Origin of the sequence: Alloscardovia macacae, from assembly GCF_002259705.1 — a bacterium.
In the GTDB taxonomy this organism is placed as follows: Bacteria; Actinomycetota; Actinomycetes; order Actinomycetales; family Bifidobacteriaceae; genus Alloscardovia; species Alloscardovia macacae.
Window position 1 is genome coordinate 46,640 of the sequence record NZ_MWWT01000009.1, and the last position, 26,830, is coordinate 73,469.

Consider the following 26,830-nt stretch of genomic DNA (forward strand, 5'->3'; position numbering starts at 1 on the left):
GCGCTCGCCCTAAAGTATGCCGTATATATACCGTCACGAGGTCGAAAAGGAGAGCTCTATGACAGACGACCGCGCTGCATCCACGCACGTAGCCACTACCCCGGAAACTCGCGCTCAGGCGGATGCGTCGGATTCCATGGCGAACCGCTCGCATAACCGCACTCTGCGCCCAGAATCCACCACTTTCTCGAAGTTTATGCTCACAGGCTGGGGCGAGGAAGAAGCAGACATCCAGCCTCTCGAGTCCAGCGCTTACACCGCGCGTCGTCTCGAAGAGCTGGGTCAGCGCTTCCCTGGTGAGCGCCTCGTCATTCCAGCAGGTCAGGCGAAAGTGCGTAATGATGATTGCGATTACGCATTCCGCCCAGACACTGCTTTCGCGTACTACACGGGACTCGGTCAGGATTACGAGGCAGGTGCTGTACTCGTCCTGAATCCTGTGGCTCCGGGCAGTGCCGAGGCTGTGCAGGGTAAGACGCACACTCCTGTGCTGTTCCTGCACCCACGCAGCGACCAGAGCACGCAGGATTACTACCGCTCGGCCGCGTACGGCGAGTACTGGGTAGGTGTGCGCCCAGGCCTGGAAGGCATTAAGACCATGACAGGCATCGATACGGCAGACATCGCTGGCCTCGAAGATGCCCTGTCGAAGGATGTGGGCACGGAGGAAGGCGCTATCCGCGTACGCGTCATCCGGAACATAGACCCGGAAATTACCTCTACGGTGGACGCTATCCGTACCGCTGGTGGCTTTGATAATTCCGACGCCACCGCTTCGGATGATGACACGTTCTACCAGTTTGCGTCCGAGCAGCGCATGCTGAAGGATGAGTACGAGGTGCGCGAGATGCGTAAGGCCATAGCCGCCACGCATGAAGGCTTCACGCGTATGCTCGAAGCGCTGCCTGAAGCCCGCGGTAAGGAGCGCGGCGAGCGTATCCTCGAGGGCCGCTTTAATGCGAATGCGCGCGAGCAGGGTAACGCTGAAGGCTACGGTACCATCGTCGCCTCGGGTGCGCATGCTCCTACCCTTCACTGGATGCGAAACACGGGCACGATTCATGATGGTGAGCTGCTGCTCATCGACGCAGGCGTAGAAGTGGATTCGCTCTACACTGCAGACATCACGCGTACTTTCCCGACGAATGGAAAGTTCACGCCTCTGCAGCGTGAGCTGTACTCTGTGGTCTTGAAGGCGCAGAAGGCTGGCTTTGAGGCTGCTCAGGTGGGCGCGACCTACTCGGATATCCATCATGCGTGCATGCGCGTGCTGGCTGAGGCTATGCATGAGTGGGGCATACTTCCGGTGAGCGTGGAGGAGTCGCTCAGCCCTGAGGGTCAGCAGCATCGCCGCTGGCATGCGTGCGGCGTGGCGCATCATCTGGGTCTGGACGTGCACGACTGCTCGCAGGCGCGCTACGAGTCCTACCAGGGTGCCACCATCCAGCCGGGGATGATTTTCACCATCGAGCCGGGACTGTACTTTAAGGAGAACGACATGCTCGTTCCTGAGGAGTTCCGCGGTGTGGGTATCCGCATCGAGGATGACGTCCTCATGACCGAGAATGGCCCAGAATGGCTCTCCCACGCTATTCCGAAGGAGATAGACGAGGTCGAGGCCTGGATGGCTGCAGCTGCTGCGAAGTAAGCTGTGTCTTCGTTCGGCGTCCTGCATGCGTATGCGCAGGACGCCGTTTTTTATGTCAATTCCCCCTCCAGCACATCAGCCATACGCTTCACGTATACCCGCATACGAGACGCGCATGAGCAGACAGCCGTATCCCCTGCCCGAATGCCGAAAAATCTCCTAGGGTAGAAGCATACACAGAACGTCATCCCACATAAGGAGATACACATGACAGACCAGACGCGCATTACTCTGAACGACGGCCACACTATTCCAGCTATCGGCTTCGGCGTCTTCCAGATTCCAGCAGATGGCTCCACCTATACCGCTGTGAAGGAAGCTCTCGAGGTGGGCTACCGTCACATCGACACTGCTCAGGCGTACTTTAACGAGCAGGAAGTGGGCCGCGCCATCGCCGACTCGGGCATCGCACGCGAGGACATCTTCGTAACGAGCAAGCTGTGGATTCAGGACTACGCGTACGAGACCGCGAAGGCCACCATCGACGCGACTCTCGAGAAGATGGGACTGGACTACCTCGACCTCTACCTGCTCCACCAGCCGTACGGCGAGGTCGAGCAGGCGTGGAAAGCTCTCGAAGAGGCGAAGGCTGCAGGAAAGATTCGCTCCATCGGCGTGTCGAACTTCACGCCAGCGTTCTGGAAGCAGTTCGTTCCTCAGTTTGCGAGCATTCCTGCGGTAAACCAGGTGGAGTTTAACCCGTACTTCCAGCAGAAGGAGCTGCGTGAGCTGCTCGCCGCAGATAACGTGCGCATCGAGGCATGGGCTCCGCTCGGTCGGGGTAACCGCGATCTCTTCGCTGAGCCTGCTCTCGTGACGCTCGCAGAGAAGTACGGTAAGGATGCTGGTCAGATCATCCTGCGTTTCGAGACGCAGGAGGGCATCATCGTTCTGCCGAAGTCCACGAAGAAGACGCGCATGGCGTCGAATAAGGACATTTTCGGCTTCACGCTCACGGATGCAGAGATGGACGAGCTGCGCGCTCTGGATAAGGGGCGCGGCGCGCACGACCCTGATGCGCCTGGCGTAGCCGAATATCTGCTCGCGAACTACGATATCCACGCGAACGACTAGTTTTCCTCTTTTCTCTCCTTTTCCGGCGGCGGCTACGCTTCGTGCGAGCCGCCGTTTCGTATACTCTCGAAAGGATTTATGCTTCGCTTCCGTTCTGCATTCTGTGCTTTCCTGTCAATTCTTTCTCTTCTTGTTATGGCCGCTGTACCAGGCTCGACGAATACCGGGCAGCGCCTTCATGAGCCTGAATGAGTAAGCCCGGTGAGGGGTATACGCCTGGCGTATGGGGTGCTGTGTGACACGCATAAGGGCGCGCGCATATGCGGCCACATTCCTATCCATCCGCTCTAGAATGGAAGTATCAGAAAACGATATAAGGAGAATACATATGACTTCACTAACTACTCAGCCTACGACCACACTAAATAACGGCGTGACCATGCCGATGGTAGGTTTCGGCGTCTTCCAGATCCCCGATCCAGCAGTCTGCCAGACCGCAGTAGAAGAAGCCATCGCCACAGGCTACCGCCTCATCGACACTGCAGAAGCCTACCAGAATGAGGAAGCTGTGGGGTGTGCTATCGCCACCTCCATCGAGAAGGGCATCGTGACGCGCGACGAGCTGTTCATCACCACAAAGGCCTTCATTCAGCACATCTCCTACGCGGGAATTAAGGAAGCATTCGCAGCCTCTCTCGAAAAGCTCGGCCTGGACTACATCGACCTCTATCTTCTGCATCAGCCAGTGGGCGACACTTTCGGCGCATGGCGCGCTATGGAAGAGCTCTATATGGAAGGCAAGGTGCGTGCCATCGGCGTCTCAAACTTCGAAGATGACCAGGTGGCGAATCTGTCCATCTTTAACGAGATCACTCCAGCCGTGAACCAGATAGAACTCCATGTCTTTAATCAGAAGACTGCTTCTGTGGATTATCAGCTCAGCAAGGGCGTACAGGTGGAAAGCTGGGGCGCCTTCGCTGAGGGCCGTTTCGACGTGTTCCGTAATCCTACACTCGTGTCCATCGCAGAAAAGTATGGCAAGTCTACTGCTCAGGTCATGCTGCGCTGGCAGCTGCAGCGCGGTATCGTCAGCCTGTCCAAGTCTGCGAATCCAGAGCGCGTTCGCGCAAACTTCTCCATCTTCGACTTCGCCCTGACTGACGAGGATATGGCAGCCATCGCTGAGCTGAATACGAATACGACGGTCTTCGCAGATCACCACGAGGCAGCTACAGTGGAGCTACTTGCAGGACGTGTGGGGAAGAAGTTCTAAGTAATTCTCAGTAGCCCTGAGTAGGGCACGACTTCCGGCAGTTTCACAAAAATGCGACTTTTCTAGAAGTTCGCTGAAAAAGAGAGTTTCGAAGGCTCATTTTTTCGATAGACTTCTAGAAAAGTCGCATTTTTTATTCGGCAGTGGCTGTGAGAACTATTTCCCCTTACAGCACATACTGTGCCACGTCATCGATGACATGCCTGAGCCCCCACTCAGCCGCGCCATGCAGGCCAGCGTGGTCATCCATCGGCGCGAAAAGAATCTCCACACGTTCCGCATGCTCAGCATGAAGCTGAGAGACGACATCCTCACGCAGCTGCTCGAGCCATGCAGATCCAAAACGAGTCCAGAACCCGCCGACGACCACGCGCGTGATGTCCACGATGTTCATAGCGGACACGATAGCCGATGCCATAGCACGCGATGCCGAGCGCATGACAGCGCGAGTCTTTTCTGGCTTTTCCTCCATCATGCGCACGAGAGCATCATAACTATCCTCAGCATTCACGAAATGAGCAGATGCACGCCCCTCAGCTTCCCCTGACGCACATGACTCGCATGACTCCAGCACAGCCCGACGACCCGCATACATCTCCATGCACCCGTAGCGACCACAACGGCACAGCGGCCCATCCATCTGGACAGAGACGTGACCTATCTCCCCCGCCAGCCCATCATCTCCAGCTACGAGTTTGCCCTGACTCACATACGCTCCGCCTATACCCACATCGGTGGAAAGGAAGAGGAAGGATGCGTCGGGTGGGAGCATAGACTCGCTCACACCATCCTGCCCCTGCACGCCAGTCCGAGCAGCCACAGCATACCCGGATATCTGCGCTATAGCAGCAGCATTTGCTTCATTCACCGGGGTTAACGCATACTTTTTTACGAGTGGCTTCTCGAGCAGAGCCACGTTCGACCAGCCGAGGTTCGGAGCATTAATCAGCACTCCATCGCCGGTAATCATACCCGGTAGAGCCAGCGCACCCCCGATGACGTGGCGCCGCTTTTTCGTCCATTTCGCCACGACTGGCGCTATCATCTCCTCAAGGCGGCCGAGTACTGCATCCACATCCGCACTGTCCAGCTGAGCATCCAGTTCCTCATCGAGACTGCTGACCCACTGGCTATCCACGACATTCCCATTAAAATCCTGAAGCAGGAAGCCATATCCGTCCGTATGCACCTGAACGCCCAGTCCCAGCCACTGCCCATCCGCGAACTCCAGTGGACTGCTCGGCTTTCCCGTAGTCATAAGCTGCTGCGGTTTTCCTTCCACGAGGATTTTGCGCTCGATGAGGTCTGAAACGATAATGGATATAGCAGCCTTCGTCATCCCTGTAGCGCGAGCGATGTCTGCCCGGCTGATGGGATCTGGACTGCGCAGCACCACGCTGAGCACCACGCCTATATTATGCGCGCGCAGAGTGTCCTGGTTGAGGGCTTGCTGTCGTGACATTTTTACTCCTCACGTCACTGTTCGTCACCAGTCATGATACTATAAAAGAGTTAGTAAAGCGAATTAACAAACCCTGTGTCTCTACTGAGTTTTTCTCAGTTTAGCACGCAGGATACCGAGACATACCCTATGCAAGGAGGCATGATGATGACATCAGAAACGACCTCTACCCCACGCCGCGTCCTCGTCGCGGGCGTAGATACATCCACTCAGTCCTGTAAGGTCCGCGTCACGGACGCCGTCACAGGTGAGCTCGTGCGCTTCGGCCAGGCATCTCACCCGGACGGAACGAGTGTAGACCCGAACGCCTGGTGGGATGCTTTCCTCGAAGCGAGCGCCCAGGCTGGCGGACTCGACGATGTCTCTGCACTCGCTGTAGGCGGCCAGCAGCATGGCATGGTCCTCCTCGACCAGCAGGGACGCGTCATCCGCGATGCTCTACTGTGGAATGACACGCGCAGCAGTGTGCAGGCGAACTCGCTCATCGACCGCATCGGCGAGCATGGCGAGCAGGAAGACGGTGAGCCAGATGACGTCCATGCGCGCGGCGTTCAGCGCTGGGTGCGCGCGGTGGGTTCCTCGCTCGTGGCATCCCTGACCATCACGAAGGTGGCATGGGTAGCGGAAAATGAGCCAGAAAACGCCGCGAAGATAGCTGCCATCTGCCTTCCGCACGACTGGCTGAGCTGGCGCATCGCCGGTCATGGCCCGTCTGAAAGTGCTGATGCCGCGGACCTGAGTTCCCTGTTCACCGACCGTTCGGATGCTTCCGGCACGGCATACTTCGATTCCGTGGCGAACGAGTACCGCCGCGACCTCCTCGCCTTCGCTATGGGCGAGGCGTACCGCGAGGATATCGTTCTGCCGCGCGTTCTCGCGCCGAGCGAAGTGGGCGCAGTGGCTGACCCTGCCATCGCCGGTAAGGATGTGGAGGGCGGCTGCGTCATCGCTCCGGGTGGCGGCGATAACGCTATGGCCGCTCTCGGACTCGGGATGTCAAGTGGTGATGTGTCCGTTTCACTCGGCACGTCAGGCGTGGCGGCCGCTGTCAGTGACGCTCCGGCACGCGACCTGACTGGCGCTATCGCTGGGTTTGCCGACTGCACGGGGCGCTGGCTTCCACTGGCCTGCACCATTAACGGTTCTCGCATTCTGGACGCTGGTCGTCACGCTCTGAACGCGTCGTACGACGAGCTGGCTGAGCTCGCTGAGAAGAGCACTCCTGGTGCGGATGGTATTACGCTTATTCCGTATTTCGACGGCGAGCGTACGCCGAACCGTCCGGATGCCACTGCCCAATTCTACGGACTCACCTTAGCGAATACCACGAGAGAGAATCTCGCTCGTGCATTCGTCGAAGCGGTGCTCTGCTCTCAGCGCGACTGCCTCGAGTACGTGAAGGCTCTGGGGGCTACAGTCTCGCGCATTCTGCTCATAGGCGGAGGTGCGAAGTCCCCTGCCACTCGCTCCTATGCCCCATCCATCTGGGAGCACGACGTGGAAGTACCACAGACAGATGAGTATGTGGCCATCGGCGCTGCTCGCCAGGCGGCATGGACTCTCACGGGCACCCTCCCACAGTGGGAGGTACGCACAGATGCAGTCCTCACAGGTGAACCTACACCTGAAGTGTATGCCCAGTACGCATCGTATCGTGGCTAATCCTCGCTGAATGTGATGCGCCCAGCTTCGGCTGGGCGCTTTTGTATAGGGGAAGATTAACATAAAAAAGCAGCGACCCCCAGAAGGAGCCGCTGCCTGCAGTAATAAAGGAAAGAGAAAGATGGTGAGGACTTTTACCGGACGCTCACGCGCCCAGTTCAGGCAAGTCCTCTAGCCCCACTCATGACACCCCGCCCGATGCGTTCTACCGAACCGAATGACGCACCGATAATGCACAGCCCACAACCACGACCATGCACTCTTCACTCAGATAGCTTCACGCCAGACGAGCGGGCACGAGTAACGTTTCTGACTACTTCAGAGCCTCGAACATGTAGTTATTAATCGTCGCCTTCACAGACTCGAGGTGATCCGAATGCGTCGCCGCGATGAGCTCAGACTGTGGCTTATCCAGAGCATACTCTTCCAGAGATGCGAGAGTAGCCGTGCCGTCTTCGATGGTCGCGCCGATGCCGGACTCGTAGGAGCTGTAGCGCTCAGCCTGCAGGTTCTCGATGTACTTATCCTGGTGCATCTTATCTGCGATGAGCAGACCAGCTGCGAAGGAATCCATACCAGCGATGTGCGAGCGGAAGAGATCTTCTGCGACGAAGGAGGTACGGCGTGGCTTCGCGTCGAAGTTCAGACCACCATGAGGACCGATCTGACCCTCGTCGAGTACTTCCCACATCACAGCGGTCGTCTCGTAGAGATCCGTCGGGAACTCATCCATATCCCAGCCGATGAGCTTGTCACCCTGGTTTGCATCCAGAGAGCCGAGAACGCCTGCTTCGCGAGCCGTGCGAATCTCATGCTGGTAGGTGTGGCCTGCGAGGTTTGCGTGGTTACCTTCGAGGTTCAGCTTCATAACATCCATGAGGTCATAGGTACGCAGGAAGGCGATAGCGGTCGCTGCATCGAAGTCATACTGGTGCATGGTCGGTTCCTTCGCCTTAGGCTCGATGAGGAACTGTGCATCCAGGCCGATTTCGTTCGCATAGTCATGGCACATGTGGAAGAACTTCGCCATGTGCTCCTGCTCGCGCTTCATCTGCGTGTTCCACAGGTTCTCGTAGCCTTCACGACCACCCCAGAACACGTAGTTTTCTGCACCCAGGCGCTTCGCTATCTCCAGGGAGTGCTTCAGCTGACCTGCCGAGTAGGCGTAAATGTCTGCAAATGGCGAGGTGGATGCACCGGAGACGAAGCGTGGGTTCGTGAAGAGGGACGAGGTGTTCCACAGGAGCTTGACGCCGGTGGACTTCATGTTCTCTTCGATTTTATCGACGACCTTATCGAGGTTTGCGTTCGTCTCGCGCAGAGTGTCGCCTTCTGGAGCGATGTCACGATCATGGAAGCAGAAGTATTCTGCACCGAGGGTAGTGAAGAACTCGAACGCATAGTCTACCTTCGCCAGAGCTTCGTCCATAGGATCCGAATACTTGCCATACCATGGGCGATGCGAGGTTCCAGTTCCAAATGGATCTACCAGCTCCTGGTCGAAGGTGTGCCACCATGCCACACCGAAGCGCAGCCAGTCCTTCATCTTCTTACCAGCGACCACGCGGTCTGCATCATAATAACGGAATCCGAGACCCTGACGGACATCTTCGGTACCGACGAATGGGATCTTATCCACGTTCCACAAGCTCATAGTGTGCTCCTTTGCTCATTAGCTGAGAAAGCTTTTACGTTTTGTACGTTCAGCGGTTGTGCTGTTAGCTTTTATGCTAGCAAGAGGTGCGGAGTTTGTAAAGTCATTTAACTAACTACGGCGTTTCGCCTTATTTTATGCGGCTTTCTAAGGCATAGCAAACTCCAAGGCGTGGGTGCCGCTAACAGCGCTGTGCTGAGGAGGTAGTTCGCGCGCGACATACAAGGCAACACCGTGGTGCTCCTCTGCGAACGGGCGAGGAAGGGCGCCCGAGAATACTCTCGAGCGCCCTTCTCCTGCCACGGAGCTTACTTTCCTTACTTCATGCGTTTTACGGAGCGTTTCCGCGAAACAGCTACGCTAGCCGTGCTAGCCACACCGACCACCAGTAGCATCACGGTAGCAGCTGTGAGCACAGTGAGGTCTACTCCTGTCCGCGCGAGAGCGTGATCTTTCTTCACGTCCTGAACGCTTTTAGCACTGCCAGGGACAGTATCCGTCTTCACTATTTTCTTTTCCCGAGAAAAAGCTAGGCGAATCACTTCATCCTCTGTCTGACCGTTTACCTGTACTTCAGGAATACTCGCGAGAGTAGGAGACTGATACCCTTCTATCGCTGGAATCTGTACTTCTGGGAATACCGCAGTGGACCATTCTGCCTCTGTTACGGCGCTGGTCACGAGGTCACGGACATTCGTGCGTTCCAGCGTCACCTTCTGAAGGATAGAGTCTGCTATCTGCTGACCCGTCTCTTCGTCTACGAAAGTGATAGTTCGCGTTATTATCTTCTCTTCTCGGACATTCTCCGTGCCCCGAGGATAGGTGACCATCACCGTGAAGTTCTGCGTTTCATCAGTAACATCCATGGCACCTACGGCATCTCTATCTGGAGCACCATATTTGTCCACAGTAGGAGACGTGACTGCTTCGAACTTCGCCGTGGACCACGTGCCTTTCTTTACATCACCAGTCACGAGGTTACGCTCATTCGTGCGCTTCAGAGTGACAGACTGAATCACATGAGTGGAGATTTCCTTATGAGTAACCTCATCCACGTATGTAATGGTGCGAGTAATGTTCTTCTCCTCCGTCTCATCCTTCGTACCCTGAGGATACATCACGTCTACAGTGATATCCTTCGTATCCCCATTAACCACGAGCTCCGGTACCGTCAGCGTATCCGGAGCACCATAGTTCTCTACAGACGGAGAATTCACCGCCTCGAACTTCGCCGTGGACCACTCACCCTCCGTAACCACGCCAGTGACGAGATTACGCACATTCGTACGCGTCAGCGTCACCGTCTGCACCTGAGGATCACGAATAGGAGCCTTCGTCACCTTATCGATATACCGAATAGTACGCGTGAGAGTCTTCGACTCTGGCTCATCCTTCGTACCCTGCGGATACATCACATCTACAGTGATATCCTCCGTCTCACCATTCACTGCGAGCTCTGGTACCGTAGCCTTATCCGGAGCACCATACCGATCCACAGACGGAGAAACCACCGCCTCAAACTTTGTCGTAGACCACTCACCCCCCGTCACAGCATTCGTCACAAGATTCCGCACATTCGTCCGCGTCAGCGTCACCGACTGCACCTGAGGATCATGAATAGGAGCCTTCGTCACCTTATCGATATACCGAATAGTACGCGTGAGAGTCTTCGACTCTGGCTCATCCTGAGTAACCCTCTCCCACTGAGCATACAGAGTGACGTTTGCACTAGGCATCGCATAGTACTCCCCCTCGCGCATCCTCACGCCGCTCCCATCCGCTGCAGTGTTAAAGCCAGTAAACTTATACCCTTCTATCGCGAGACCACCCTCGTTCCCCGGAACTTTGAATACTTGAGAGTTTTTCTCACTAATGCTGTTAGCGTACCGATCATAAGCGAAAGGCTTTATCGTCATGGTAGCAGGAACTTCGCCGGTATGTGGCAGAACCTCCACGTTTGCCGCGCGAGTACTGCGTGCTGCAGTTCCAGACGTCCCTGCATTATTCACCACACGAGGCGCGTTTACATCGAACGTGACTGTCGGCGTCTTCATCAGATAGCGATAATGCCGCACCTCGGTCGTTCCATCAGGATTCTGATGGTCTTCCTTCAGCGCCACATCTTCTGTACGGTAGCTTTGTGCGAGAGCATAGATAGGCTTTTCGAGTTTCTCGTAGCCGTTCTCCGCGTACCAGTCGTTGTTCGATCCACTGATAGACGCAGGCAGGACCTCACCCTCAGCATTCTTTTTGAAGTAAATGCTGCCATTCTTTAGCACGAAGTCTGTGGTGCCATCCTCAGCCTTTACCGGTCGGAATCCGTAATCGCTGTCATATCCAGCTATCACGTAGCCTTCAGGAAGGACTGCGTTCGGCGGTACGACGTTATAATCATATGCACCGTTCTTAGATCTGCACAGCTTCGTCCAGTACCGGCCCTTACCTATATCGCTGGTTAGCCCCGGCTCGAGGAGAAGCCCCTGAGGTTTCGAATCACGTGGAGTAGCATAATATGAGGCTTTAATCAGCGGAACATTTTCGTTCCACGATGAGCACTCGGCCGGAGAGTAATTATTATAGAACTTTCCTCCTGTGATTTGGCGAATCGCGCCATTCGAGCTCGTGCTCACCCCGCTTGTGTTCGCACTGTAGAACTCACCACCTGAGATGGTGTCTACCAGCCCCTTTTCGATATCTAAGGAATAGCTCTTATCCGAGATAAAGATTCCACCCGAGATTTCCGCGATAGTCGCGCGAGGTCGTGTATTTGCATCGCTGCCCTGAGTATAGGCCAGATGTAATGCTGGACTGTCGAACTTCGTACGGAAGGTTCCCCCGGAAATCCTTCCGATATACGACTGCCGGCCGAGCAGGACTGCATCTTTCTTTATTCTCCGCCCAGTCTTATCCTTATCTTTTTCGAGTGTGGATGTGAACGTACCACCGGAGATTTCACCTATAGTGACCATCGACTTCTTTTCATACGGCTGTGCATTATTCCCGAGCATGAAGATGGCATGCGTTCCGGAAAAATCTCCCCCCGATATCTTATCTACTCCAGTGAAATCAGCTCCCGTCGTATCGTTCACTCCAGTATAGATAGAAAGGGCAGCACCATAATCAAGACGAAACGCCTGGAGATATGCGAGATACTGAGCAGCAGTTTCCGTGTGGAAGGTTCCACCGCTAATGTGCTTGATGTGCCCTCCTTCTTCCACCCGAAGTGCCGCATCATAATTCGACGTAAAAGTGCCACCCGTGATGTCTTCGATGGTGGCATACTTGACCCGCACGGTATCCCATGGAGAAGAATTCGTACCGCGTGTAAAAGTTCCGCCAGATATTTTCTTCACCACAGACCCGGAATCCACAGCCATCGCTGTGGCAGATCCGGTAAAGTTTCCTCCACTAATTTCCGTGACGACGGCATTATTCCGGACTTGGAGAGCGCCCACGTGATACCCATATGTTTCCGCAGTGCGCCCGTTCGTGATGGTTCCTCCAGAGATTTTCGCTTCGACATCAGCACCGTTTATGTCGAGCCCGCCTTTATCGATGAGCCAGCCCTTACGAGCCTCAAAGCTTCCTGCAGCAGCTTTCACTGTTACCCCATCGAGCGTCAGTACAGGCTCTTCATTCTCGCTACCGAGGATGAAGTTCTTCCCTTTCCCCTCGAAAATGATGTGAGCATCGGCTCGCTGTGTAGTCTGAATAACACCGCCATCAGCGCCGGCTCGCAGAGTCATGCTCTTATGTATGGTGATAGGGGTACTGCCCAGAGTGTGTGTTCCTGTAATCTCCAGAACCGCACCGTCCGGAGCATTCGCGATGGCCTCGTCGAGTTTCGCATCTGGACCTACAGAAATGACATTCTCTCGTGATTCTCCAGAGGCAGCGGAGCTACCCGCTTCTGGCGGCGAAACATCCGAATCCTCTACGGCGAGGGCGGCGTGGGCCATAGAGCTAATGAGCGTACATGCGAGAAAAGCATAGAGAATTTTTCTCGCACGAGGTAGATACCTAGTCATGGTACTGTCCTCCGTTCCTGTGTACACAGAAGTCGACATCGATCATGAGTAAACGGATGAGAGTATTCTCAATCTTATTCTACCATAATGAGGCCGTTTTATCACATCCTCGCACGCATACGCAAAAGCCGCACCCCGACCTCTCGAAAAGTCGGAAAGTGCGGCTTTCTCACCGTCAAGCGCTCCGCTGCATTACTCGTGCGCCAGCGCCTCCACTGGGCTCACCTTCGCCGCCTTGCGGCCAGGCAGCCATGCAGCCAGCGTAGATGCCAGAACGATGATGAGTACGAGACCAGCGAGCTGATCATACGGCAGAGTCACTTCGATGCCTACACCCAGATCATTAAATGGCAGCGTATACATGCCTATGGCAGCAAAGATGGTTCCCAGTCCTATACCCACCAGCGTAGAGACGAGCGAGGTGAGGAAGGACTCCATGACGAGCAGACGCTTCATTTGGCCGCGCGTCAGACCCAGGGCTCTCAGCAAGCCATTTTCCTGCGTACGCTCTGCCACACTCAGACCCAGAGTATTCGAGACACCCACGAGGGAGATGACCACAGACACGCCGAGCAGTGCCATGAAGACGAGCACGATGATGTTCAGAGCCTGCATGTACAGGCTCCTCTCCACATATCCACCGTTCATGCTGATGTTCCGTCCCACGCGCTGTAGTCCCGTAAAGACCTGGTCGTATGGCGTTCCATCCTTGATGCGCATAGCCACGAAAGCTACTCCTGCGTCCGGTACAGCAGCCTTAAGATCAGCTGCACTGAGGTGGACACTGCCATCACGGATGCTGCTATCCTCCACTGGCTTATACTCGCGGCAGGTGGTCTGCTGGCCCGATGCATCGAGGAAGCAGACAGACACCGTGGCCTTCTGCGCCATGATAGCGCCCTTCGTCACGTGGATAGTGCCATCCGCCACGACAGGAAGCTCCGAGCGCTGTACACCCGTGAGATCCGGATAACCGAGCACGGTCACAGGGGACTGCGTATCCCCATTCACCACAGCCTGCACGCCGCGGATATCCACCGTCTTCGAGGCGTATTCGAAGCTATGGAGCTTCGCCAGCTCATCCTTCGAAAGAGTACCTATATAGCTTCCCGCATAGATGTCCACTGGACGCGACTTATTCAGCGAGCTATCCAGCGTAGAGCGCACGGACGAGACGCCGATGGCTATGGTGGACATGAGCACCACGCCGATGATGACCGCCACACCTGTGGATGCCGTACGCGATGGGTTACGCACCACATTTTCGCGTGCGAGGCGCCCCACTGGAGTGCGTACCACAGATCCGAAGAAGTAGATAATATACGGCAGCACCACAGTAAAGAGCATCATGGCTGCTATCCAGCACACGAAGGTAGCGAGGACCACGATGCCGAAGCGTACGTAAATCTCCGAAGCGTTTCCCGCCGGCAGACGCAGACCGTAGACGATGCCCGCGATGCTTGCTACCAGCAGAATGATGGACAGCACCACGCGCACTGTATGCTTGCGGCGCGTCTCCTGGACAGACTGTACTGGTGCGAGCGCGGCGAGTGGCGAGACTTTCGCAGCTTCCCGCGATGGTGCGAGTCCCACGAAGATAGTGATGAGGCTCGCGCCCACCCAGGTGAGGATGATGCCAGTCCATGGAAGCATGCTGAAAGCGGCGATATAATTGGCCGCGACGTTCAGATACGTGAGCAGCCATGCGCCGGCGAGCGTTCCTACAGCCGTGCCGATGAGCGCGGATACCGTGCCCGCGATGGACGTCTCGCGCAGAACGAGTGCGCGCACCTGCTTCGCCTGCGCACCCACGGCACGCAGCAGCGCGAGTTCGCGGCGACGCTGCAGAGCGATGACCTGGAACGTCGTGCCCACGATGATGGCCGCGACGAACGCCGCGATCAGCGGGAAGATGAGCGCCATGGACGTCATGGCAGTCACCTGAGTCTGCGCGTGCTGACGGCCCGACTCGACGAAGCGCTGCGCCGGGTACGCCTTAAACTCGACGCCTTCCGCCTTCGCGCTCGCGTTTACGCTCTTGAGAGCATCGTTTACTTTCGAGGTCAATTCTTCCTGGCTCGTGACGCTGGCCTGAGGCGAGCGCGTAGCGGTATTCTGCGGGACTACGAGCAGACTATTCGTCGCGCCGCTCGTCTGAACGGATTCTACGCCTTCCTTCGTAGCGAGTGCGGACCCGTTCGAGAAGTTCGAGACGCCTATAATGCCTGTAATGGTGAACTTTTTCGCATCCGTGCTCACACCGAGCGTACTGACCTCGACGCTATCCCCCACTTTCACCTGAAGTGAGCCAGTCACACCGTCATCCACAGCTATCTCGTTCGCTGCTTGTGGAGCGCGGCCTTCCTTATACTGGTACTGCGTCAGCGGCGCTTTCTGCAAGTACTCGAGTGCGCGCAGAGAGCTGCGCCCATCGGAACCTATGCTCACGTTCATAGGAGCGTTATACTGGTACGTCTCCCCCTCGACGCTGGCCTGAGCGGTGGATTCGACCACGTCGCTGACGCCAGGAACGGACTTCACTGCAGAGGCAGCCTGAGCGCGGAGCTCAGCCATCTTCTGAGCGCGCTCGGTCTGAGCCTGCTGGGCTGCTGCAGCATCGGTGAGGCTTACTTCTGCAGTCGCGTCTGCGTCTGTATCTGCATTCGTAGCGGTATTTACTGCCTGCTCGGCTATAACGGTGGATGTGCCGCGCGTCGCATCATCGATGGTGGCCATGTACGCCGAGGATATGCCGCCCATGAGGGTCAGGCACAGGACCACGAAGGTGGCAGCGATGGTCACTGCCACTGCCGTGGAGACGTAGCGCGAAGCGTGATGCTTCACGTTCGCGAGGAAAAGTTTATTAATCGGAGAAGCCATGATTCTATCCCTTTATGTATCTCTCTTTTTGTCTCTTACAGCAGGGACACTATCTGGTCTGGAGTAGCACCCATGAAGTCTGCCTTCACCGTGCCGTCCGAGACTACGATGACACGGTCAGATACTGTGGCCACCGATGGGTTATGCGTCACCATGATGACCGACTGACCGAATTCATCTACTGCCTGGCGCAGGATGGAGAGCACTTCATCGCTCGTCTTCGAGTCGAGGTTACCGGTCGGCTCATCAGCCACGATGATGGCCGGGCGAGACACGAGTGCACGCGCCACAGCCACACGCTGCTGCTGGCCACCAGAAAGCTCCGATGGACGGTGCTTCAGGCGTGGAGTCAGACCCAGTGCTTCCACCACACGGTTCAGCCACTCGCGGTCCACCTTCGTATTCGACAGCTGAGTAGGCAGAAGAATATTATCCAGGACATTCAGAGTCGGCACGAGGTTAAAGGACTGGAAGATGAAGCCGATGCGCTCGCGGCGAAGCTCAGTGAGCTGCTTATCCTTCAGAGTGGTGATGTCCACTCCATCGATGTGTACCGTTCCCTTCGATGGCGTGTCCAGACCAGCGATGATGTGCAGCATGGTGGACTTACCCGAACCCGATGGGCCCATAATCGAGGTGAACTGGCCCTTATAGAGCGGAAGAGTGATGTCCTTTAAGGCACGCACACGCGTGTCTCCATGACCGTACACCTTCGTGACGTTCTCGAGGGATACCACAGGCTGCATGGCCTGTGCGTTCTGTGCATTCTGCGTATTCAGTGGCTGCGCTGGGGCAGCTGCATATGTAGTAGTGTATTCCATAGCTTCCATTAAAACAGGATGGCTCTAGCGACACAGCCCTCACACTCCCCACGTTTTCCCTGAATTCGAGGATGGGGTATCAGGGTATTCCCCTATTGCTTCTTTCTGCCTCCGTAAGAACCTCGTGCTATCCTAATCTTTTGACATATAACCAAGCAGACCAGCGCGCAGCACAAGGGCAGCTTTTCCGCCTTAAGCGCTAGACTAAGTCACAGACTATGTCTGGAAGAAAGGAATACCATGACACAACCTATCGTGGTCAGCCTCGGCGAGATCCTGTGGGATATGCTCCCAGAAGGGAAGCGTGCGGGCGGCGCCCCAGTAAACTTCACATACCATGCTGCGCAGAATGGTCTCGTGGGCCGCTCCATTAGCGCCATCGGTAACGACTCGCTGGGTGACGAGCTCGAAGCAGCTGTAAAGAACGCTGGCATCGATGCCATTCTTCAGCGTAATGACTACCCTACCGGCACTGTGGGCGTGGTTCTGAATGACGGTATCCCATCGTATGAGATCGTTCAGGGTGTGGCATGGGATCACGTAGCACTCACCGATGAGCTCATCGAAGCCGTATCCGAGGCAGATGCCGTCTGCTACGGTTCCCTCGCATGCCGTGATGAGGAAAGCAAGAACACCATTCTTGAGCTGCTCAAGCACACGAAGCCAGGCGCTCTGAAGTACTATGACATTAACATTCGTGGAGACTTCTTCTCGAAGGAACTCATCGAAGCTCAGCTCGAAGCAGCTACTGTCTTTAAGATTAATGATGATGAGCTCGAGCTCCTGCGCCCTATGTTCGGAGTAGAAGGCTCAGACGAGGAAGCCTGCGCATGGTTCATTAAGCACTATGACCTCGACTACATGATTCTGACGGGTGGATCCCAGTTCTCCATCATTATGAAGCGCGACGGCGAGACCTCCTATGTGAAGACTCCTCGCATCAAGGTGGCAGACACTGTAGGTGCTGGAGACTCCTTCTCCGGCGCATTCACCAGCGAAATCCTCAAGGGCTCGTCTCTGCACGACGCACACATCTACGCATGTAACGTCGCTGCCTATGTCTGCACGCAGTCTGGAGCATGGCCAGAGTATCCAGCAGAGATTCCGAACTACGTTCACCAGCAGGGCTTGGATAAGTAAAGAATTATACTCATAAAGGCGGGTGGCTCGAGTCACCCGCCTTTTCTCTCGAGATATCCCCGAAGAAGACTAGTCCTTCTCTAGCCCGAGGACGTTCAGCTTCTGCTCATATACGCGCACAGACACATCATCCGTCCGGTATTCCACTTCCCCATCAGCCTGAATCCAGACAGGATGGTCTGTGCGCAGGTGGTAGGACGGTGACTGCTCTATCTCCACACCCTCAGCGCCGACATGCTCCCCTTTCAAAGCCTTCGGAAGCAGCGAAGCCACATCCGCCAGACTCACCCCATGCGCCACACACGAGTCCAGAACACCATCATACGGGGATGCACTCGGACAGAACTGGAATCCTCCACCCTCATACGGCTCCACCATGATGGCTGCGAAGAGCACATCCTCGTAGCGAGCATCCCCCATCTGCAGAGAAAAGTTCTGAAATCTCCTCAAAAGCGGCAGAGCTGTCCCCACATAAGCCAGCTTAGCCAGTCCCACTTTCGCAAGTCTTTCATGCAGTTTCGAGTGCTGGATGGTCACACACACCTGAGCGTCGAAGCCCAGCCCCACAGCGTTATTAAAAAGAACCGACTTTTCTGGGATATCCAGATGATGGCCGAGGTCGTCGAAGCAGGTATGGAGCACAGCGCATCCCACATCGAGAGCCTGCATCCTCGACACATCACTGATACGAGCGAGCATATCACCATACGAGCCAGCCAGCCCTCGCGAGTGAGCGAAATCATTCCCACTTCCGGCAGGAATAAGTCCCACAGCCGTACGAGAAAAGTTTACTATGCCATTCAGCACCACATTCAGCGTGCCATCTCCCCCGATGATGACGAGATACACCATGTCCGCGGAGTCTGGCACATTCGTCAAATCGTGTACGATGTCCCGTATGAGGTACGTGTCCGTAGGAAAATGGACGGAATATTCCATACCGCGCTCGCGAGCCACACGCTCCACCGAGCGCCAGACTCGAATGGCGTGACCACTTCCCCCACTCGGGTTCACGATGACATGAAACAGCATAGGATTATGCTATCAAATCTCGTGCCGACACACCGTACACGCCGAGACTTGCATTCTTTCCCCTAAGCCGTTATAGTATTTACTTGTGCTCAGCGATAAGCGAGGCACACAGAACTGAAAAGTTTTGCGGACATAGCTTAGTTGGTAAAGCGCGACCTTGCCAAGGTCGAGACCGCGGGTTCGAGTCCCGTTGTCCGCTCCATTATAAAAAGCCCGGTTTTCACCGGGCTTTTTGCGTTTCACCTACTCCTCATAGAAGCTCATGGCCAGTTCATACCATGGCAGGAGCTCATCGACCACCGCTCGCATCCACTCCCACGTACCTGACGCAGTAGAAAGCTGAGCGCTTCCCTGCTCAGCCACGGAGCCGAGCATAAACTCCGCCTTCTTCACGCTGGCCACGCGAGAGAAAAATTGACCTCGATCCACGCTCTCAGCAGGCACGTACGCCTTCTCCAAATGACTCGGTATGAGCACCAGGCCGGACGGAAGCGCGCGGAAACCAGCAAAAGCGTGCGCTATCTCAGCCTCATGCAGCGGATTATCGATGCACGCAAGCGCGACGAAGACGTACTCGTCGTTAATGCCTATCTGAAAATGCGGATACTTCTTATACCCGCGCTTGTCGCCGCCCACGGCCACCCACGTGCTCTCCGGCGCATACACGCTGCGGCGAGCGTGCTTCGCCACATGGACGAAAAGCGGGGCAGACAGGCCGAGCGCCTCCTGGACATGCGCCGAAATAGCCCCCGCATACTGCTCAAACGGCGGCCACACATGCGCGCGGATAGCCTCCATGCGCGGGTCGAGGCCGTCCACACCAAAAACGCCGAAAGCCTGCTCGTCGAAGCGCACCGATGGGTCGAAAGACGAATCGAAAGAATTATTCTGCATAGTCATACTGTGTAGTGTACGCTCCCCCTGTTACCCTGTAAGTGTTATATGACTGACGGACGCGTGGCGCGCCTGAATCTTAAGTATCCCGCTCACAAGAGCAGGACGCACGCCGCGCAGTGGAGTAACCACAGGGAGTATAACCGTAAGAAGCCGACCGTCTGGGCGAGTCTGACCCAGAAGTGTACTTTTTTGAGAACACGAGACGGGAATTGGGCTTCTTTTTTTGTGGCCGAACGCGGAAGATGTCTCGAACGCGGAAGATGTCTCGAACGCAGGGCATGTCTCGAACGCGGGAGCAGAAAGCATCCCACAGCACACACGGTCCACGCGGAGAGAAAAAGTTAGGGGTTATATTTTTGAACACTAACAGCACAGAACAGCACACAGAACAGAATTCATCCCAGCAGGGTTCGAACCAGCAGAGCTCGAACCAGCAGGGCTCGAAACAGCAGGGCTCGCGTCAGCAGAGCTCCTGGAAAAACAAGTGGACCGTGGCAGCCATCCCTGCCCTGCTCATTCACGTAAGCATCGGTACGGTCTACTGCTGGTCCTCCTTCAGCGAGAGCTTGTCTGCCGAAGTGGGCGTGCCGACGGCCACGCTCGGCTGGGCTTTTAGCCTCGCCATCTTCTTCCTCGGCATGTCGGCAGCATTTGCCGGATCTTTCGTCGAGCATAACATTCATAAGGCTTCGCTTATCGCCTGCATCTGCTTTACTCTCGGCATGATAGGCACGGGCGTCACCGCACAGTACACGCAGCAGCTCGGCCCTACGGCGAGCCTCATCCTCATCTTCCTGTTCTACGGCGTCATCATGGGCGTGGGCCTGGGCATCGGTTACATCACTCCTGTGAAGACGCTGATGCTCTGGTTTGCTGAGAATAAAGGCCTCGGCACCGGCATCTCCATCATGGGCTTCGGCCTGGCGAAGGCCATCGCCAGCCCTGTGATGAATACGCTTCAGGATAGCGTAGGCCTGGCTACCATGTTCTACATTCTCGGTGGAATCTACTTCGTCATGATGCTCGTGGGACACTTCCTGCTCGAAAAGCCTGCTGGATTCAGCGAGGATAAGACGGCCAGCACGCGTCCGGACTTCAGCATTTTCAAGAACGCGAAATTCGCCGGTATCTGGGTTATGTTCTACCTGAACATTACGTGCGGTTTGGCGCTGATTTCGTATGAAAAGTCTATTCTGAAGGTCATGGGCGTGGGCATCGCGGTCATTTCGCTCGTGCAGATGCTCACCGCCACCTCGAATGCGCTCGGACGCCTCGGCTACTCGATGCTCAGCGATTATATGAAGGACCGGAACACCGTCTACCTCATTATTTTCGCCACGTCTGCGCTCGTGTCGCTGCTCATTTTCGCGTTCGGCGGCCTGAATGCATCGACTCTGATGCTCATCCTCGTCGTGCTCGCGCTGCTGACCGTGAACGCGGGATACGGCGGCGGCTTCAGCACGCTTCCTGCTTTGCTGTCCAATTCTTTCGGAATGACCAAGATCTCTGGCATTCACGGAATCGCCCTATCTGCCTGGGCTATAGCAGGTCTGACGGGTAATCAGATCACGGCAGCCGTCCTGAACCTGACCGGCTCGTATAATGCCGTCTTCCTTATCCTCGCCGTTCTCTATGGCGTGGCTCTGCTCATCTCGGCTACGGTGGTGCGCGCGAAGTAACACGAGTAGTGGGAGGGGACACTTTTCGTGAGTGTCCCCTTTTTTTGTAAGGTAGGATAAAAGCTATGACTACGACGTATAGACCACACGCGACGGGGCGGCTGCTCTCGAGCATTTTTATTCTCAGCATTATTAGTCTTATCCTTGCAGTGATTCGGCCTGTGGCGGCTCTGGGTGTTCTCACCGCATTCATCGCACTTATTCTGTGCGCTATACAAGGTGTGTCTATCCTGCGCGCAAGGAAGCGGGGCGAAGACATTCATCCTGCTGTCACTTTCGGTAAAATATCTCTTACCGCTGGACGCTTCGCCATTATTCTGGCCGTTATCTTCTGCATAGCAGCGGTGAACACTCCCCCATCCTCTGCCACTCCTGCACCGGAAAAGCCAGCGGCTGTCGTAGCGGAAAAGAAGAAGGACGACTCTGCTGAAAAGAAGAGGAAGGCTGAAGCCGAAGCTGAGGCGGCGGCCGCTGCAGCTGCAGCGAAGGAAGCTGCCGAGGCTCAGAAGAAGGCCGAGGAAGAAAAAGCGAGAATTGACCTCGAAAACGCGAAAAACGAACAGGGCACAGCGCTGAACGTCCTCGCTACGCTCGCCGTCAAGGGACGCGCACCGAAAACCGGATACACGCGCACGCAGTTCGGCAGCCCGTGGATGGACATGGACCGCAACGGCTGCGATACGCGAAACGACATCCTCAAACGCGACCTGACAGGCATCTCCACGGACGCAAAGTCCCACGGATGTAAAGTCCTCTCCGGCACTCTCGCCGACCCGTACACGGGCACGACCATAGCCTTCACGCGCGGACGTTCCAGCAGCTCGGCCGTGCAGATAGACCACGTAGTCGCGTTAAGCGATGCATGGCAGAAGGGCGCGCAGCAGCTCGACGCCACCCGCCGCCAAGCCTTCGCAAACGATCCATATAACCTGCTCGCTGTGGACGGACCGGAGAATATGCAGAAGTCGGACGGCGACGCTGCTACCTGGCTGCCACCGCGCAAAGACTATCGCTGCGCATACGTGGCGCGGCAGATAGGCGTCAAAGCCAAGTACACGCTCTGGGTCACGCAAGCCGAACACGACGCTATGGAACGCGTGCTCACCTCCTGCCCGAGCGAGCGCGTGCCGGAGGATAACGGGCTGAATCTCGGGAGTGTGCAGGGACAGGGTGAGGCGGCTCAGGCTGCACCTCAGCAGCCGGCTCCAGCGCCTGAACCGCAGCCTCAGCCTGCGCCGGCTCCAGCCCCTCAGCCAGCTCCCGCTCCAGCGCCTCAGCCTCAATCTCAGCCTCAGGGCGGGGACGTCTCCTACCCGAACTGTGCAGCAGTACGGACAGCCGGAAAAGCGCCTCTCCACGCGGGGGAACCCGGGTATTCGTATAAGCTCGACCGCGACCGCGATGGCGTGGCGTGTGAGAGGTAGTGCACATTTTACGCGACAGGGTATTCATGCTTCAAAGTATGAATACCCTGTCCATATTATCCTTTTGCATTAAATGATTTAACTCATCGTCCACATCATACTAAGTGGAATCCAAATGCCTACTCTATCCTCAGGAATTAAAAGTGACGCAAGCTTATTAAATCTTAGGGAAATACCTCTGCAGACAATTCATCAGGAAGTCTTGACCTTTATGGCACAAAATGAAGTAGTCCTCCAAGCTTTCCAAACAATCCGAGATCAAGTAATTTTCACGAATAAACGTGTGATTACCGTAAATGTGCAGGGAATAACCGGAACAAAAGTGTCATATTTTTCTTATCCGTATTCAAAGGTCGAATACTTCGGAGTTGAAACGGCGGGTGTGTTAGATATCGATAGTGAGCTTATTCTTATATTCACCAACGGAGCAAGTCTGCAATTTAACTTTAATCCCCACGTGAATATTCAAACAATTTGCGCCACGATTTCGCAATTCGTCTTATAATTCATAACTATCCTCGTATCGCTACGATCATGCGATAGATTTGTGAGATGATTTCATCATTTTAGGACACGTGCCTAAAATCCTGAGAAATCGGTATAGTATAAAGATGTAATCTCATTACACTGAAAAGGAGAAGATAATGGAATCTCAGGTTCAGCCAGAGTAGCAGGGGCCACAGACCCCCCCCTCAAAACTAAGAAGCCGCTGTTCAAGCGTGTATGATTTTGGGGCGTCGTTGTAGTCGTCCTACTCGCCATTGGTGGTGCTCTTAGCCAAGGCAATTCAGGAAATTCAAATTCTGCATCCACTACTTCTACAAGTAGTTCCTCTAATTCTTCTGCAAGTACACAGCAACAGGCAGCTCCTCAGGAAGATACAGTTGACGTGTCGGTCACAGCTTCAGGGACTGGTACCGTTATATTCGGTGAAGCAGGATCAAGCAGCACAGAGCAGTTCACAGGTGAATGGAAGAAGACTTTTACCGGTGATGATGCTAAAAAATTCCTCACATTCTCTGTTACAGGAGACTTCACTGGCGGCGACGATCAGAAGCTCTCTTGCGCCGTTACCAAGAATGGGAAAGAAGTGTCTCATAAAGAGGCCACAGGTGCTGCAGCCAGTGTATTCTGCTCAACTAATGGCTAATATAAAATAGATCTCAGATAATACGCCGGGTTGTCTATCTTTACAAGTGGATAACCCGGCACTTCTATATTCTCTACACTAATATTTCGATGAAATACAGCGAAGTGGCGTGGGTGAGGCGTCGCTTGGAGCACCTACGAAAAACCAACGCCCTAAAACACGCCACTTCATGGAAAATATCGTGTACAAAACTTTCGTTTTCACACTTTATTCACATGGGAATAATGAGTGAGCTGACCCTCCAGAACACTAGTATTTCCAGTGTTTTCGGCATGAAAAAAGGCTTCCAAGCCGTAGCCTGAAAGCCTTATAAGTGGAGCCGCTGAGAATCTCATCGCAGATGATGAAAAAGACTTCGATACACTCATCACCCTGCTCAAAGCGGGAAACATTCTCGCTGCTCTTATCGACGTGAATGATACGACGGGCGGTATCGAGAAGCGATGGAACAAAATCATAGAAAATATAGAGAAAGGACGCTCGCATGAGTGAGTTCGATTATTCACATATTCCAGACGACCAGTTGAGGCGCTCTATAGCACTCTTAACGGTCTTGCAGGAGAATGCGAAGACGGCTATCGATGCGGCAAAAGCGGAGGCTGTGCGCCGTGAGATTGGCCTCGACCAGGCTGAGGACGTGCATTTTAACGGACAGAGCGCGGGCACACTCTCCTATTCGAAGGCGACGGAAGGCAGCTACTACGTAGACGACCCTATCGCCTACGCCTATTATCTGCAGCGAATGGGCTATGAGGTGATGACCGAGGAACTGCCTTATCCAAAGTGTGAGGCATGGGAGAAGAGTTTTCTGAAGGCTCGCGTGTTCGAAGACTTATTCGACACTCAGACGGGACTCATCGTGAAAGCAAGCGGCCAGATGCCCGACGGAGTGAAGAAGCGCGCGGGGCGAGGCGAGACAGTCGTGTTCAAGAAGAATAAGAGTGTGACGGCTCACCTGTTCGAGATAGCTACACCGGATGACGTGGTCAAGCTGATAAGTGGAACGGAGAACGAGAATGCATAAAAGCAAGAAACCGCCGCGCTTCGCGCGAATCCGTCGCCAGATGGCTTTCTGGTGGCATTACACACAGTTTATACTTCATCTCATCTCGCTCGGAGAATTCGTCTACGCGGAAATCTGTGCAGAAGAGAAATACGGCAAGCTCCTCTCGAAAGAAGAACTAGATGAGCGTTAAACTGCCACGAATTCAAGTAGAGACCATGGTGGATATGCTGCACGCGCTCCAGGAAGACCTGAAGCGAGATAAGCAGCAGGCACCGTGGATTAACACGGAATACAAGTGCCATCAGATGGAAAAGATAAAAACAGCGCTCCTCGTAGCACTCGACGCGGAGGAAGCGGAACGTCAATCGATGGGCGCGGATGGGAAAGGATGGAAAACGATGGGAAAGGATGGGAAAGGATGGAAAACGATGAACAAAGTGACGAAGTATGCTCTCGATGCGAAAGAATACATGGATATCACGCAAGCGTTAAGCACGATGCGCACGCAGATAGAGGAACGTATGGATCCTTACATTGTGAATGAGGATTTCGCGTACTACTATCTGACGGCTTACGCGCTGAAGGTGCTTGAGGGCGCGCAAGCTGTTTCTACGTTCGAGAAGAAGGAGGATGAATAGTATGAGTACTGTTCTTGCGATTCGTGATGACCAGACGGAGTTTGACGACCGTCAGCTGGCTGCGTTGGCTCAGCTGGGTGTGCAGGATGCTGCTCCGGCTGATTTAGCACTGTTTTTCAATCAGGCGCAGCGCACGGGCTTGAACCCGTTTAGCCGGCAGATTTACATGATTGGGCGCCGCAGCGGCGGCCAGGTGAAGCAGACGATTCAGGTGGGCATCGATGGGCTTAGGCTCGTGGCTCGGCGTGCTGCTGACCGTGCTGGCGAAGTACTCAGCATGGAGGATACTCTCTGGGCTGATGCGAGTGGCCAATGGCATGACTTGTGGCTGTCTCCTCAGCCTCCTGCAGCGGCGAAGGTGACGGTGATTCGTGGTGGTGGCCGGTTTAGCGCTGTGGCCATGTTTAGTGAATACGCACAGTCCTATAACGGGAAGCTGAGTGGCGTGTGGGCGTCGAAGCCGGCTCTCATGATAGCGAAGTGTGCGGAGGCGCTCGCCCTACGTAAGGCCTTCCCTGCTGACCTCTCGAACCTGTATACGGATGATGAGATGAGCACGGCCGAGCCAGTTTCGCAGGCTACACCGCGGGAGCGAGTTCAGGATTCAAACGCACAAGCTACCGCGGGACTGCAGGCGAACGTGAACGCTCTGCTCAAGGAGGCGGGCGTATCATCTCGGCAGGAAGCAGGCGCAGCATTAAGCTACCTCGTCGGCCACACGGTCAGTGGCGCACACGAATTGACCGTCGCGCAAGCACGCGAAATCATCAACCCACGCAGGCTCGATGCCACACGGCAGAAGATACGCGACTATCTCACCGAACAGGCACAAAAGGTCGAACAGAGCGAGCAGGTCATAGACGTGGAAGTCGTCCAGGACGAGCTGACAGAGGAAGGAGAAGCGCATGTTTAGCGCGCACATACAGGGCATCGCAGGAGGCAATGCAGAAACGCGGCAGGCTGGCCAGACGAGCGTAACGAGCGTGAGTATCGCGGTAGACCAGTCCTACTATTCGCGTGAACGCAAGGAGCGCGTGAAGAAGGATCCTGACACCGTCTGGGTACGCTTGCAGGCGTTCGACGGGTATAAGGCTGACCTGATGAGTCTGGTGCAGAAGGGGCAGATAGTGGACGCGACGGGGAACTTCGAAGTCGTCGCGTATACGGATAAAAACGGGGCTCACAGGCTCTCCTACCAGATGACTGTAACGAGTATAGCCATCGTCCCGAAGCGCCCTCAGAATGGGCAGAATAGTCCTCTGGCTGCACCTGCGAGCGCGGCGGCGTATCAGGCTCCGCAGCCTCAGGGGCAGTCTGAGGGTTGGCCGGCTGCGAATTCGTATATTGGTCAGACTGACCCGTGGGGTGTTCCGGCTGATGCGGAGAATATCGAGTTCTAGCTGGGGTGTGTGGATGGTCTCC

20 protein-coding genes, 1 tRNA gene and 1 riboswitch are annotated in these 26,830 nt (G+C 55.3%); of the genes, 14 read left to right on the forward strand and 7 right to left on the reverse strand.

What is annotated here, in order from left to right; translation table 11 throughout:
* Window positions 1-58: 58 nt before the first annotated feature.
* From ALMA_RS07020 to ALMA_RS07030, 3 genes are all read left to right on the forward strand, one after another.
* On the forward strand, window positions 59-1,648 hold the full coding sequence (locus ALMA_RS07020; RefSeq protein ID WP_086106878.1) for an aminopeptidase P family protein: 1,590 nt from the start codon (window positions 59-61) through the stop codon (window positions 1,646-1,648).
* Window positions 1,649-1,855: 207 nt separating this feature from the next.
* Entirely contained in the window at window positions 1,856-2,722 is an 867-nt protein-coding gene (locus ALMA_RS07025; RefSeq protein ID WP_094727006.1) for an aldo/keto reductase, read from the forward strand.
* A 328-nt stretch (window positions 2,723-3,050) separates the two neighbouring features.
* Window positions 3,051-3,935 carry an aldo/keto reductase gene (locus tag ALMA_RS07030; RefSeq protein WP_094727008.1) on the forward strand — a complete coding sequence of 295 codons (885 nt, stop codon included), beginning with the start codon at window positions 3,051-3,053 and terminating at the stop codon, window positions 3,933-3,935.
* A gap of 166 nt (window positions 3,936-4,101) precedes the next feature.
* Here the strand turns inward: ALMA_RS07030 and ALMA_RS07035 are convergent, their stop codons facing one another.
* Complete coding sequence (locus ALMA_RS07035) at window positions 4,102-5,397, reverse strand: ROK family transcriptional regulator (RefSeq protein WP_094727010.1); 1,296 nt, start codon at window positions 5,395-5,397, stop codon at window positions 4,102-4,104.
* Window positions 5,398-5,538: 141 nt separating this feature from the next.
* Between ALMA_RS07035 and ALMA_RS07040 the strand changes: the two genes are divergently transcribed.
* Entirely contained in the window at window positions 5,539-7,059 is a 1,521-nt protein-coding gene (locus tag ALMA_RS07040; RefSeq protein ID WP_377866434.1) for a xylulokinase, read from the forward strand.
* Window positions 7,060-7,372: 313 nt separating this feature from the next.
* Here ALMA_RS07040 and xylA read toward each other — a convergent pair whose 3' ends face one another.
* From xylA to ALMA_RS07060, 4 genes are all read right to left on the reverse strand, one after another.
* On the reverse strand, window positions 7,373-8,713 hold the full coding sequence (gene xylA / locus ALMA_RS07045) for a xylose isomerase (protein WP_094727012.1): 1,341 nt from the start codon (window positions 8,711-8,713) through the stop codon (window positions 7,373-7,375).
* A 317-nt stretch (window positions 8,714-9,030) separates the two neighbouring features.
* Window positions 9,031-12,672, reverse strand: a complete 3,642-nt coding sequence (locus tag ALMA_RS07050; protein ID WP_148140285.1) for a mucin-binding protein — start codon at window positions 12,670-12,672, stop codon at window positions 9,031-9,033.
* A gap of 261 nt (window positions 12,673-12,933) precedes the next feature.
* Window positions 12,934-15,621, reverse strand: a complete 2,688-nt coding sequence (locus ALMA_RS07055) for an FtsX-like permease family protein (protein ID WP_094727016.1) — start codon at window positions 15,619-15,621, stop codon at window positions 12,934-12,936.
* 35 nt (window positions 15,622-15,656) lie between these two features.
* Window positions 15,657-16,442, reverse strand: a complete 786-nt coding sequence (locus tag ALMA_RS07060; RefSeq protein ID WP_244568910.1) for an ABC transporter ATP-binding protein — start codon at window positions 16,440-16,442, stop codon at window positions 15,657-15,659.
* A gap of 240 nt (window positions 16,443-16,682) precedes the next feature.
* Between ALMA_RS07060 and ALMA_RS07065 the strand changes: the two genes are divergently transcribed.
* Complete coding sequence (locus tag ALMA_RS07065; protein WP_094727018.1) at window positions 16,683-17,582, forward strand: carbohydrate kinase family protein; 900 nt, start codon at window positions 16,683-16,685, stop codon at window positions 17,580-17,582.
* Between the two features lie 69 nt (window positions 17,583-17,651).
* Here ALMA_RS07065 and ALMA_RS07070 read toward each other — a convergent pair whose 3' ends face one another.
* The gene (locus ALMA_RS07070; RefSeq protein ID WP_094727020.1) at window positions 17,652-18,614 is read right to left on the reverse strand and encodes a diacylglycerol/lipid kinase family protein; all 963 of its coding nucleotides are present in this window, start codon (window positions 18,612-18,614) and stop codon (window positions 17,652-17,654) included.
* A gap of 126 nt (window positions 18,615-18,740) precedes the next feature.
* Here ALMA_RS07070 and ALMA_RS07075 point away from each other — a divergent pair.
* A tRNA-Gly gene (locus tag ALMA_RS07075) sits at window positions 18,741-18,816 on the forward strand.
* Between the two features lie 41 nt (window positions 18,817-18,857).
* Here the strand turns inward: ALMA_RS07075 and ALMA_RS07080 are convergent.
* A complete protein-coding gene (locus ALMA_RS07080) occupies window positions 18,858-19,514 on the reverse strand; it encodes a DUF1054 family protein (protein ID WP_094727022.1) in 657 nt (218 codons plus the stop codon).
* Window positions 19,515-19,546: 32 nt separating this feature from the next.
* A riboswitch (ZMP/ZTP riboswitch) is annotated at window positions 19,547-19,682 on the forward strand.
* 185 nt (window positions 19,683-19,867) lie between these two features.
* Between ALMA_RS07080 and ALMA_RS07085 the strand changes: the two genes are divergently transcribed.
* The 8 genes from ALMA_RS07085 to ALMA_RS07130 all read left to right on the forward strand — a co-directional run bounded on the left by ALMA_RS07085 (window position 19,868) and on the right by ALMA_RS07130 (window position 26,808).
* On the forward strand, window positions 19,868-21,190 hold the full coding sequence (locus ALMA_RS07085) for an OFA family MFS transporter (RefSeq protein ID WP_244568911.1): 1,323 nt from the start codon (window positions 19,868-19,870) through the stop codon (window positions 21,188-21,190).
* Window positions 21,191-21,255: 65 nt separating this feature from the next.
* Window positions 21,256-22,614, forward strand: coding sequence for a GmrSD restriction endonuclease domain-containing protein (locus ALMA_RS08395; RefSeq protein WP_094727024.1), 1,359 nt, complete (start codon window positions 21,256-21,258; stop codon window positions 22,612-22,614).
* Window positions 22,615-22,729: 115 nt separating this feature from the next.
* Window positions 22,730-23,119: a PH domain-containing protein gene (locus ALMA_RS07095; RefSeq protein ID WP_094727026.1), complete on the forward strand. Its 390-nt coding sequence runs from the start codon at window positions 22,730-22,732 to the stop codon at window positions 23,117-23,119.
* 384 nt (window positions 23,120-23,503) lie between these two features.
* Window positions 23,504-23,764 (forward strand): hypothetical protein, encoded by a 261-nt coding sequence (locus ALMA_RS07100; protein ID WP_094727028.1) that lies wholly within the window; start codon window positions 23,504-23,506, stop codon window positions 23,762-23,764.
* Between the two features lie 484 nt (window positions 23,765-24,248).
* Window positions 24,249-24,788 carry a hypothetical protein gene (locus tag ALMA_RS07110; protein ID WP_094727031.1) on the forward strand — a complete coding sequence of 180 codons (540 nt, stop codon included), beginning with the start codon at window positions 24,249-24,251 and terminating at the stop codon, window positions 24,786-24,788.
* A gap of 161 nt (window positions 24,789-24,949) precedes the next feature.
* Window positions 24,950-25,408, forward strand: a complete 459-nt coding sequence (locus ALMA_RS07120) for a hypothetical protein (RefSeq protein ID WP_148140286.1) — start codon at window positions 24,950-24,952, stop codon at window positions 25,406-25,408.
* Window position 25,409: 1 nt separating this feature from the next.
* Window positions 25,410-26,321, forward strand: coding sequence for a phage recombination protein Bet (bet, locus tag ALMA_RS07125; protein ID WP_158520682.1), 912 nt, complete (start codon window positions 25,410-25,412; stop codon window positions 26,319-26,321).
* A complete protein-coding gene (locus ALMA_RS07130; protein ID WP_094727039.1) occupies window positions 26,314-26,808 on the forward strand; it encodes a single-stranded DNA-binding protein in 495 nt (164 codons plus the stop codon). Before bet ends, ALMA_RS07130 begins: the two co-directional genes overlap by 8 nt.
* Window positions 26,809-26,830: the final 22 nt, after the last annotated feature.

Bases quoted from the DNA above. Each gene is read 5' to 3' on its own strand.
- ALMA_RS07065 (WP_094727018.1), top strand. From the start codon at position 16,683: ATGACACAACCTATCGTGGTCAGCCTCGGCGAGATCCTGTGGGATATG.
- ALMA_RS07095 (WP_094727026.1), top strand. From the start codon at position 22,730: ATGCCTACTCTATCCTCAGGAATTAAAAGTGACGCAAGCTTATTAAAT.
- ALMA_RS08395 (WP_094727024.1), top strand. From the start codon at position 21,256: ATGACTACGACGTATAGACCACACGCGACGGGGCGGCTGCTCTCGAGC.
- ALMA_RS07030 (WP_094727008.1), top strand. From the start codon at position 3,051: ATGACTTCACTAACTACTCAGCCTACGACCACACTAAATAACGGCGTG.
- bet (WP_158520682.1), top strand. From the start codon at position 25,410: ATGAGTACTGTTCTTGCGATTCGTGATGACCAGACGGAGTTTGACGAC.
- ALMA_RS07060 (WP_244568910.1), bottom strand. From the start codon at position 16,442: ATGGAATACACTACTACATATGCAGCTGCCCCAGCGCAGCCACTGAAT.
- ALMA_RS07050 (WP_148140285.1), bottom strand. From the start codon at position 12,672: ATGGCCCACGCCGCCCTCGCCGTAGAGGATTCGGATGTTTCGCCGCCA.
- ALMA_RS07055 (WP_094727016.1), bottom strand. From the start codon at position 15,621: ATGGCTTCTCCGATTAATAAACTTTTCCTCGCGAACGTGAAGCATCAC.
- ALMA_RS07130 (WP_094727039.1), top strand. From the start codon at position 26,314: ATGTTTAGCGCGCACATACAGGGCATCGCAGGAGGCAATGCAGAAACG.
- ALMA_RS07025 (WP_094727006.1), top strand. From the start codon at position 1,856: ATGACAGACCAGACGCGCATTACTCTGAACGACGGCCACACTATTCCA.
- ALMA_RS07070 (WP_094727020.1), bottom strand. From the start codon at position 18,614: ATGCTGTTTCATGTCATCGTGAACCCGAGTGGGGGAAGTGGTCACGCC.
- ALMA_RS07020 (WP_086106878.1), top strand. From the start codon at position 59: ATGACAGACGACCGCGCTGCATCCACGCACGTAGCCACTACCCCGGAA.
- ALMA_RS07110 (WP_094727031.1), top strand. From the start codon at position 24,249: ATGAGTGAGTTCGATTATTCACATATTCCAGACGACCAGTTGAGGCGC.
- ALMA_RS07035 (WP_094727010.1), bottom strand. From the start codon at position 5,397: ATGTCACGACAGCAAGCCCTCAACCAGGACACTCTGCGCGCGCATAAT.
- ALMA_RS07040 (WP_377866434.1), top strand. From the start codon at position 5,539: ATGATGATGACATCAGAAACGACCTCTACCCCACGCCGCGTCCTCGTC.
- ALMA_RS07080 (WP_094727022.1), bottom strand. From the start codon at position 19,514: ATGACTATGCAGAATAATTCTTTCGATTCGTCTTTCGACCCATCGGTG.
- ALMA_RS07120 (WP_148140286.1), top strand. From the start codon at position 24,950: ATGAGCGTTAAACTGCCACGAATTCAAGTAGAGACCATGGTGGATATG.
- xylA (WP_094727012.1), bottom strand. From the start codon at position 8,713: ATGAGCTTGTGGAACGTGGATAAGATCCCATTCGTCGGTACCGAAGAT.